The sequence below is a fragment of the Bacillus sp. RZ2MS9 genome (assembly GCF_001816185.2).
Taxonomy (GTDB): domain Bacteria; phylum Bacillota; class Bacilli; order Bacillales; family Bacillaceae_G; genus Bacillus_A; species Bacillus_A cereus.
Genome location: NZ_CP049978.1, coordinates 529,339 through 540,000, shown reverse-complemented (window position 1 = coordinate 540,000; position 10,662 = coordinate 529,339). Strand labels below are relative to the sequence as shown.

The following is a 10,662-nucleotide window of genomic DNA, read 5'->3' as shown; positions in this document are numbered from 1 at the left end:
TTTCTAAGCGATGACTATTGATAACGAAGCCTGTCGTTTTCGCAGCTTCCTCTTCCAGCTTTTCCAAGCCTCCATAAGGAAAATCAACAATCTTACCACATTTTTCGCAAATCACATGATAATGTTGACTTGTAACATAATCAAATCTACTTGAAGCGTCTCCATAAGTTAATTCCTTTACAAGTCCAACCTCTTTAAACACACGTAAGTTATTATAGACAGTTGCAACACTCATATTTGGAAACTTACCTTCTAATGCTTTATAAATATCATCCGCTGTTGGGTGCGTCATTGATTCCACAAGGTACTCTAAAATAGCATGACGCTGTGGAGTAATGCGTACACCCGTATTTTTCAGCATTTCTAGCGCTTCTTTTAATTCTTCTTTAACCACCGTCATGCACCCCGATTCTATACGGATTATTATTTTATAATTCTTATAAAGAGTGTACTCCTTTTCTTATAAATCGTCAATATTTCTACTATAAGTATGTAGTTTATTTTTATATTCAGGACTTGTTTTTATGTATCTTTCCCTTTTTTCTTCATATATTCCATAGAAAAAAGTGCGACATAATCGCACTTGGAATACTATCATCTGAGGAGGTATGCCCTACACTTCCACTTTATGTAAGGCAGTAAAATATGTATAGACACTTGCCTTGTTTCTGCATATTTTATCTCCAATGTAGATTTATTTTATATAAGAAAGAACATCCTCAATATGTCCTTTCACTTTCACTTTACGCCACTCTTTTACAAGTTCACCGTCTTTATTAATAAGGAATGTAGAACGCTCGATTCCCATATACTCTTTCCCAAAGTTCTTTTTTAACTTCCAAACATCGTATAACTCTGCTACTTTATGATCTTCATCTACTAAAAGTATAAATGGCAATTCATGTTTCTCAATGAATTTCAAATGTCTATTCGCTGAATCAGGACTTACTCCAAGAATAACCGTATCCTTCTCTTGAAATACTCCATACGCATCACGAAAATCACATGCTTCAGTTGTACATCCTGGCGTCATATCTTTCGGATAAAAATAGAGAACTACATTTTTACCGCGGAAATCAGCTAGGCAAACTTCTTCTCCGTTACTTCCCTCTAATGTGAATTCTGGTGCCATTTCTCCTACTGTAATCATATTTATCACTCCTACTCTTTTCCTTTACTATAACAAATGCTTCCTTATTTTTCATTGTCTATTACAGACCTCATCACAAAAGCAAAAGGGAGTGTATATCCAATTAGCGCTTCTGCGATTGCAATCCATCGCCCAATTCCAATCGGAGATATGTCACCATATCCAACAGACAATAAAGTAACTGCGCTAAAATATAAACAAACTTCGACGAGTTGAAAAGAATGAGCGTTCAAACTTTCTCCATCCTCTTTCAAAACTGCGAAACCCATTTCCTCTAATACAACGTAACTTAATCCAAATGCGATTAGTACTGTTGTATAGATTAAAAATAATGTGGCCAAATTATAGAGCGAAAAAAAACGCGTTGAATCTGAATAGGAACTCCATAATAATTGGACACTTTTCAAAATAGCGATTGCTGCAATTAATAGAATAAATCCCCATAACATGTCCTCCACCTCATTTTATATGTATGAGGTGGAGAACTGATTTATCCCTTAGAAACGAACAAGCTTCTATAATTAATTACCCGCGCCACGATACCTTTTTACCCCTTGGTTCCAGAGGGTGATTGCAATCGTAAAACAGATAATACCAACAATTGGCGTCGCAAATGCATAACTATTCCATTCTGTTTTTCTTAAAAAGTATGCTGCTGGATATACTCCAACAAACGCAAACGGTAAAACGAACGTTAAAATGAAACGAATTACACGATTATAAATATTAACAGGATAGCGCCCGTAATTACCTATGTTATACATAAGAGGCATAATTGAACTTTTCGCATCCGACCAAAAACCAAGGCTCGCCAACGTAACAAATATCCCTCCATATACAAGTGCTCCTCCTCCTACCATCAATATAAATAAGAAGAAATCATACCAGTAAAAAGATAATTGTAACTCCACAGCTGCATATCCCATTACAACAATCCCTGTAATAGCTCCAATTAAAGATTCAAGTTCCATTCTTTCTAATATAATTTGAAATAGGCTATGGATCGGTCGCGTTAATACACGATCCATCTCCCCTTTAATAATGTATCGATCATTAAAATCCCATATATTAAAGAAAGCTGAAAAGATGGCAAATGGTACTAAAAAGAAACCATAAATAAAGATTACCTCTTCTCGACTCCATCCCTTCAATGCTTGTGTATGCCCAAATACAACGAGAATAAATATTAAATTAACTGCTTGAAGCGATAAATCAGAAAGTAAACCAACGATAAAATCGCCTCGATACTCCAATTTCGTTTTTATATATTGACTTGCATATTGTAAAAATAAGTTTATATATAGCATCTCATCATCCCCCTTGTACAATTAGACGTTTTCTCGCCGTTCTCCACATGAGTACAATTGGAATAATAAGTACAATCGCCCAAATCACTTGAAATACTAAAGCCTCATACAACTTACTCCCCTGTATACCTTCAGAAAAAATCATACTTGGAATATAACTAATAGCCTGAAACGGTAAAAACATCATTGCTTTTTGGGCCCATAACGGATAAAAACTAATTGGTAATAATAGACCTGAAAATAAATCAATAACAACGCGTTTTGCATACATAATTCCACTATTATTAAATAGGAAAAACGTAAGCATTCCCGTCATTAAATTAATTTGTGTATTAATAATAAAGCTAAATATTAAAGATAAGAAGAAATATAACCAAGTTTGAAAATTCGTTGTAATTTGCAACGAAAATAATAACGTAACGATAACCATGCCTGGCATGGAAAAGAAGACAAAACGGAATATTCCCTCGCCAAGACCTTGCATAACTTTCATTCCCAAATAGTTATACGGACGAATTAATTCTACAGCCACACGTCCTTCTTGAATCTCCATCGCAATTTCCCTATCTATATTATTAAAATAGAAGGCACGTGCCATCCACGCGATTGCGATATACGTGGTCATTTGCGAAATAGATAAACTTTCAATATTCTCTTTTCCGCTATAAATTGCTTGCCATAAAAAATAGTAAGCACCGATATTAATCGTATAAATTAAAATCCCGCTATAGTAATTTGTACGATACGCAAGCATCATTAAAAAGCGAATTCGAATCATTTCAATATACTTACCCATGCGTAATACCTTCTTCATAAATGTTACGAATAATTTCCTCTGTAGACACTTCGTTAATTTTTAAATCTTTAATTTGAAATGCTTGTACTACTTTAGAAATAAGCATTGAAATAATAACTTCTTCATTCGGAATTTTTGCAACCCATGCATTTTCCTCTTTCGCTTTCGACCAAACGACATGATTATCTGGCATAACCATTGATAAAGCCTGATAGGAAACTGGTGCAACAAACTGAAAGTGAATTTCCTTCTCTGCTCCCCACTGCGTACGAAGATTACTTAAAGAACCGTCATACATAATATTCCCTTCATCCAGCATGATAACGCGCTCACATAAAGCTTCAATATCAGTAATATCGTGTGTTGTTAATAAAATTGTTGTTTTATAACGTTCATTCATTTCTTTTAAAAATTCACGTATTTTCAATTTCACAAGTACATCTAACCCAATTGTTGGCTCATCTAAAAATAATAACGGTGGATTATGAATTAAGGCTGCCGCTAATTCACAACGCATTCTTTGACCAAGAGATAATTTTCGAACTGGTTTATCTAATAAAGGCCCTATATCTAACGTTTCAATTACGTGCTCCATATGCTCCTTATACTGAGCGTCTGATACACCGTATACTTTCTTTAATAAACGAAACGATTCTTGTACTGCAATATCCCACCAAAGTTGCGAACGCTGTCCAAAAACAACACCAATTGTTCTTACAAATTCTTCTCTTTGTTTATGTGGGTTCATTCCATTTACTGTGATTTGCCCTGATGTCGGAGTTAAAATCCCCGTAAGCATTTTAATTGTTGTTGATTTACCAGCACCGTTCTCACCAATATAACCAACCATTTCACCTTGCTTTACAGTAAAAGATACATCGTTTACTGCTGGTACTATTTTATAATTACGATTTAATAAATCGCGAAATGCACCCTTTAAGCCCGGACGACTTGAATAGGCTGTAAACTCTTTACGTAACCCTTGTACCTCAATTACCGATTTCATAATCGGACCCCCCTCCTAAATGTCACAACGAATAGTTTACCCAACTGCCTTCGCTATCACAAACAATACGTCTTTTCGAAAAACATGTTAGAATAATACATAGATTTTTGTAAGGAGATGAATTGTAGTGAAATTCACAAAGTCAGAAGCATTACATAAAGAAGCTTTAGAGCATATCGTTGGCGGTGTTAATAGTCCTTCTCGTTCTTTTAAAGCAGTTGGCGGCGGCGCTCCTGTTGCTATGGAACGTGGGAAAGGCGCTTATTTCTGGGATGTAGACGGAAATAAATATATCGATTATTTAGCAGCATACGGTCCTATTATTACTGGACATGCTCATCCGCATATAACAAAAGCAATTACAACAGCTGCTGAAAATGGGGTACTTTATGGAACACCAACAGCGCTAGAGGTAAAATTCGCAAAAATGTTAAAAGAAGCAATGCCTGCATTAGATAAAGTCCGTTTCGTAAACTCTGGTACAGAAGCAGTGATGACAACGATTCGTGTTGCTCGTGCTTATACAGGTCGCACAAAAATTATGAAATTCGCTGGTTGTTACCACGGTCATTCTGATTTAGTACTTGTGGCAGCTGGATCTGGTCCTTCTACTTTAGGAACTCCTGACTCAGCTGGCGTACCACAAAGTATTGCACAAGAAGTTATTACCGTTCCATTTAATAATGTCGAAACTTTAAAAGAGGCTTTAGATAAATGGGGTCATGAAGTAGCAGCTATCCTTGTAGAACCGATCGTTGGAAACTTCGGTATTGTAGAGCCTAAACCAGGATTCCTTGAAAAAGTGAATGAACTTGTTCACGAAGCTGGCGCATTAGTAATTTATGATGAAGTTATTACTGCTTTCCGCTTTATGTACGGTGGTGCTCAAGACTTACTTGGTGTGACACCTGACTTAACAGCGCTTGGTAAAGTTATTGGCGGCGGCTTACCAATCGGTGCTTACGGTGGTAAGAAAGAAATTATGGAACAAGTTGCTCCGCTTGGACCTGCATACCAAGCTGGTACAATGGCAGGAAACCCTGCTTCTATGGCATCAGGTATCGCTTGTCTAGAAGTGCTTCAACAAGAAGGGCTTTATGAGAGATTAGATGAACTTGGTGCAATGCTTGAAAAAGGAATTTTAGAGCAAGCAGCGAAACATAATATCGATATTACATTAAACCGTCTAAAAGGTGCTTTAACTGTATACTTCACAACAAATACAATTGAAGATTACGATGCCGCACAAGATACAGACGGTGAAATGTTCGGTAAATTCTTCAAGCTTATGCTTCAAGAAGGAGTTAACTTAGCACCTTCTAAATACGAGGCATGGTTCTTAACTACAGAACATACAAAAGAAGATATTGAATATACAATCGAAGCTGTCGGCAGAGCATTTGCTGCCCTAGCAGACAATAAATAATCCCGTCATTAAAAGGAAAAAAGAAAGCTCACCTTTCTTTTTTCCTTTTTTCTATTTCATAAATTCCGTATTAATAGTATAATTATTCATAATTATCTGTTTTATATTCTTTTACAGCATTACTATCTCTGTGTACAAGGTGATTCGCACCTTAAATAGTAAGATTATTCTAACTTTTACAAGAGGGGGGATTGACGGATGCTCAATAAAAAAAATACATGGACACCGTCTTTATTTCGAGATTATAGAAATGCAGAACATGATGCGTGTGGAATCGTTTCCGTTATGGAGAAACGAAAAATTGCTACAAAAGAAAACATTGACCTTTGCATACAATCACTCGTCAAAATGAATCATAGAGCTGGTTTCATTAATGGTGAGGGCGATGGCATCGGCATTCACATTGATATACCAAAAACGCTTTGGAATGAAAAACTAAAAAGTAGCGGATATAATCCAACGATTGTGGATCATCCCCACTTTATCGTTGGACATTTTTTTCTAAATAAAAAAGAAGACATTACTGCCTTAAAAGATTATATTCGTACGCAATTAAACAACAAAAACTTTACTATCATTTTCGAAAGTGATGATGTAACAAACTCAGATGCACTCGGTCCACTTGGTAAACAAGAAGAACCTTTATTTTGGCAAGTTGCCCTTATCGCAGAAAACGAAATTACAAATATTGAGCAAACATTATTTTCTGTCACAATAAAAATAGAGGAAAACGAAGCAATTCATGTTGCTTCATTAAGTCGTAATCATGTTGTATATAAAGTTCTAGGTGCTGGTGATACGCTTGTTGCCTACTATAATGATTTACAACATCCGCTTATCGCTTCAACTATGACATTAGGACATAACCGCTACTCTACTAATACATTATCTAATTTTTTTCGTGTACAACCATTTAGCATTCTCGGACATAATGGTGAAATTAACACAATTGCGAAATTACGCGATCAAGCTGAAATGATTGATGTACCACTTACTGCAGGAGGCAGTGACTCTCAAGATTTAAACCGCACCTTAGAAACCCTACTTGTTCAATACAACTACAGCTTATTTGAAGCAATGGAAATTCTATTCCCACCAATTATTAATGAAATTAAACTTTATGAAACACCTTTACAAGATTTATATACGTATATACGTGAAGCATGGGGACATTTTGCCCAAGGACCAGCTGGCATCATTTCCCGTTTTAAAGATGAAGCTGTTTTCAGCGTTGATTCCCTTGGATTACGCCCAGTATGGAAAGTAGAGACAGAGAGCTCTTATATTTTCTCTTCTGAACCTGGAGTTGTATCACCAACTAAATATGTAGCAGAACCAAAACCACTCGCTCCTGGAGAAAAAGTCGGATTAAAATGGAATGAACAAGATGAACTTGTTCTTTATGAATATGACAAATATCAAATCCAAGTATATAACCGTTTTAAAAAGCGAATTGATACTACCAATTACCATTTAAATTTATCTATCCCTGAAACAAAAAAAATCCAAGGGCTATGTGATTCTGTTCAAGTTGAAACGAAACAATACGTCGCTTTCGGATGGGACCGAGAACATATTCAACTCCTTGAACAGATGGCAACAAAAGGCGTTGAGCCAATACGCTCACTTGGGCATGACTCACCACTTGCCGCACTTGATACTGATAGACGAAATATCGCTGACTTCATTAAAGAAAGTGTAGCTGTTGTTACAAACCCTGCAATTGACCGTGACCGTGAAATTGAACACTTCTCTACACGTACTGTACTTGGAGAGCGTCCAAGTTTATTAAGTGGCGCAAAACGGCCATTTGTAGTTGAAATGCTTTCACCAATTATTTTAGAAGGCAGCGTGGCACAACCTATTGCAGAGGAATTACACACAATTACGTACGAACAACTCATAGAGCTATTTAAAACTCATAACTCTATCGCCACAATCTCTGCTACATTCAGCTCGTCAGAAACTCTACAATGTGCATTAAGCCGCATTAGTTCTGAAGCGATAGCTGCTGTTAACAATGGTGCTTCCCTACTAGTATTAGATGACGCAAAAGCCCATCTAAATGAAAGATTGTGGATTGATCCACATTTAGTTACTGCTAAAGTACATCAAGCATTAAGTGAAAATAAATTACGCCGCAATTGTTCTCTCGTTATACGTTCTGGTGCCCTTCGCTCCTTACATGACATTGTCACGCTATATGGATTAGGAGCAGATAGTATTAATCCATATTTATTATTCGCGACTGTAAATGATGGAACAAAAACACCAATTACGAATCTGTATAATGCACTTAATAAAGGATTAGAAAAAGTCATTTCAACAATTGGAATTCATGAGTTACGTGGTTACGGACGTCTCTATTCATCTATTGGGTTACATGAAGAAATCGCAAATATATTACAGATTACAAATTTCTTCGGTTCAAATGATTTAGCTTTTTCACTTGAATCACTTGCTGAAGATGCAAAAATGCGAGCGGATGATTATAACAATCCTAAAATTAGAATGCGAAAATCATTTCATATATTCCCGCGAATTTGGAAAGCAATCGGCGATGTTGCAAAAGGAAATTCTTATGATGATTACCGTGACAAGTTAAGTGAACTAGAAGAGAATAATCCCACCGCAATCAGACACCTTGTTCAAACGAAACAAACAAAACATGTCGTTCCAACTGAAGAAGTATCTATCGGCATTAAAAACCATGATTTTCCATTTATTATTAGTTCTATGTCATTTGGTTCTCAAAACGAAATTGCCTTTCGCGCATATGCAGAAGCGGCCGATCAGCTAAATATGATTAGCTTGAACGGTGAAGGCGGCGAAATTAAAGATATGATTGGAAAATATCCACATACACGTGGACAACAAGTGGCATCTGGGCGATTTGGAGTAAATGCCGAACTACTAAACTCATCGAACTTAATTGAAATCAAAATTGGTCAAGGCGCAAAGCCTGGGGAAGGTGGGCATTTACCTGGTTCAAAAGTAACAGCCAAAATCGCTGAAGCACGTAATGCGACAATTGGCTCAGATTTAATTTCACCTTCTAATAACCATGATATTTATTCAATTGAAGATTTAGCTCAAATGATTACGGAAATTAAAACAGCTAATCAACTTGCCAAAGTAGCCGTGAAAGTCCCTGTCGTTCCTAATATCGGAACAATTGCTGTCGGTATCGCCAAAGCTGGTGCTGATTTTATTAACATTAGCGGATTCGATGGCGGAACAGGTGCTGCACGTATTCACGCCTTGCAACATGTAGGTCTTCCTGTAGAAATTGGTGTTAAAGCCGCTCACAACGCTTTATTAGAAGCGAGCATGAGACATAAAGTAGAGATTTGGGCAGATGGTGGTATTCGAAGTGTAAATGATGCCTTGAAAATCATGCTTCTCGGAGCAAACCGTATTGGATTTGGCACACTATCAATGATTGCAATCGGCTGCACTACTTGCCGTGGGTGTCATCTAGATACTTGCCATGTCGGAATTGCAACACAAATCGAGTCTGAAGCACAAGCAAAGGAACATGGGTTACGCCGCTTCGTCCCACGCGAATTAGAAAGCGCAGTTACTGGCCTGCTAAATTTATTCACCTCTTTCGGTATAGAACTAAAACGATTAACAGGACAGCTTGGGTATACAAATTTACAAGCAATTGTTGGGCGTTCTGATTTATTAGAGCAAGTTCGAGGCGAAAATTTATTAAACTTACGTAATTTATTACAAATAATAGAACATCCATCTGTTACAACAACAGATGGTGTACCAGAAAAACAATTTAAGACAGTTCATTCCGCTGACTCAAAAGAATTAGTAGGCGTTGGTGTAGAGCAACGCGTTATGGGTGGTCTAGAATCATGTTATCGCGTTCGCAGTAAACTATATGAAGCTACTCAACTTGAACCACTTACATTAAAGTATACGAATGGTTCTATTCCCGGAAATGGGTTAGGCGCTTACAATAGTGAAAATTTATTTATACACGTAAATGGGGGCGCACAAGATGGCATTGGTAAAACTTCCTTTGGTGGTGGGATTTATATAACGAAATCAAAAGGAAAAGACGGAGTATATTATAACGGTTCTGTCGGAAAAGGATTTGGATATGGTGCACAAAAAGGGGCACTATACGTGCAAGGGAACGCTGATGCTCGCGCTGGCATTCGCCTTTCTGGGGCAGACATGATAATTGGAGGTAGAATAACAAAACCACTCCGTGAAAAAGAGCAAGGAAATATAGGGGCATACTCCAATATTAAAGGTTTTGCTTTTGAATATATGACAAATGGGCGAGCGCTTGTTTTAGGTGACCCTGGTCCATGGATTTGCGCTGGCATGACTGGCGGTGTTGTTTATTTGCGTCATGATTCAAACTTAGGCCTAACAGAACAGGCCTTAAAAAGAAGAATTGCAAAAGGGGCAAATGTTACATTACAACCAATTAGTAAAAATGGTTTGAAAGATGTAACTGAATTATTGCTAGACTATATTCGTGTACTAAACGAACATGAGCAATATGAGGAAGTTGCTTTATTAACAGCATTATTAGATGATATACAGAACCAGTTTTTTGAGATTATCCCGAAAAAAGAACAGGCAGACCCATCTATCTCAACAGAGTAAAATGAGTAATTTTCATTATTAAGAAAAAATTGACGAAGTACGCTTCTCATAGTAATCTATAGTAACAATTTGAGACCTGCTGAAATTCAGCAGGTTTTTTTACTAAAAACTGATGTTTAAAAGGAATTAGGAAAAATTATAAAGTGAAACTTTAATTAGCCTACACCAATCGAGCGTTTACCGGCATCTAGCTTCTAATTTTTGAGGCAGGAATCTTACTACTCACAATTAGCGGGATAAAATGAACACTAATTTCTTTTAACGTCACTAAAATATCACTTGCTAACATATTGTAATGAATGTATAGTATCATGTTGTACATTCATTATGACAAGAGAAAGG

The 10,662-nt window shown here is 36.7% G+C and carries 8 protein-coding genes (1 of these 8 only partly in view); 2 read left to right on the top strand and 6 right to left on the bottom strand.

The annotated features are described in order from the left end of the window. From perR to BHV55_RS02740, 6 genes are all read right to left on the bottom strand, one after another. Nucleotides 1-394: the 5' portion of a peroxide-responsive transcriptional repressor PerR gene (gene perR / locus BHV55_RS02765; protein ID WP_000237829.1), read on the bottom strand. It extends 35 nt beyond the left edge of the window; 394 of the gene's 429 nt are visible here — the first part of the coding sequence; its start codon is at nt 392-394; the stop codon falls past the left edge of the window. Nucleotides 395-694: 300 nt separating this feature from the next. Further along, the gene (gene bcp / locus BHV55_RS02760) at nt 695-1,150 is read right to left on the bottom strand and encodes a thioredoxin-dependent thiol peroxidase (protein WP_048568183.1); all 456 of its coding nucleotides are present in this window, start codon (nt 1,148-1,150) and stop codon (nt 695-697) included. Between the two features lie 44 nt (nt 1,151-1,194). Beyond that, a complete protein-coding gene (locus tag BHV55_RS02755; protein ID WP_000964343.1) occupies nt 1,195-1,599 on the bottom strand; it encodes a potassium channel family protein in 405 nt (134 codons plus the stop codon). Nucleotides 1,600-1,671: 72 nt separating this feature from the next. Further along, nucleotides 1,672-2,457 carry an ABC transporter permease gene (locus tag BHV55_RS02750; protein ID WP_000965772.1) on the bottom strand — a complete coding sequence of 262 codons (786 nt, stop codon included), beginning with the start codon at nt 2,455-2,457 and terminating at the stop codon, nt 1,672-1,674. A 4-nt stretch (nt 2,458-2,461) separates the two neighbouring features. Next, nucleotides 2,462-3,253, bottom strand: a complete 792-nt coding sequence (locus BHV55_RS02745) for an ABC transporter permease (protein WP_048568182.1) — start codon at nt 3,251-3,253, stop codon at nt 2,462-2,464. Further along, nucleotides 3,246-4,259: an ABC transporter ATP-binding protein gene (locus BHV55_RS02740; RefSeq protein WP_000843658.1), complete on the bottom strand. Its 1,014-nt coding sequence runs from the start codon at nt 4,257-4,259 to the stop codon at nt 3,246-3,248. The genes BHV55_RS02745 and BHV55_RS02740 overlap by 8 nt, the downstream gene beginning before the upstream one ends. Nucleotides 4,260-4,386: 127 nt before the next feature. On the opposite strand from BHV55_RS02740, the gene hemL reads away from it, so the two are divergent. Both hemL and BHV55_RS02730 read left to right on the top strand, forming a co-directional pair. Further along, nucleotides 4,387-5,685, top strand: coding sequence for a glutamate-1-semialdehyde-2,1-aminomutase (gene hemL, locus BHV55_RS02735; protein ID WP_061140037.1), 1,299 nt, complete (start codon nt 4,387-4,389; stop codon nt 5,683-5,685). Nucleotides 5,686-5,883: 198 nt separating this feature from the next. After that, nucleotides 5,884-10,320, top strand: coding sequence for a glutamate synthase-related protein (locus tag BHV55_RS02730; protein ID WP_048568180.1), 4,437 nt, complete (start codon nt 5,884-5,886; stop codon nt 10,318-10,320). Nucleotides 10,321-10,662 lie beyond the last annotated feature (342 nt).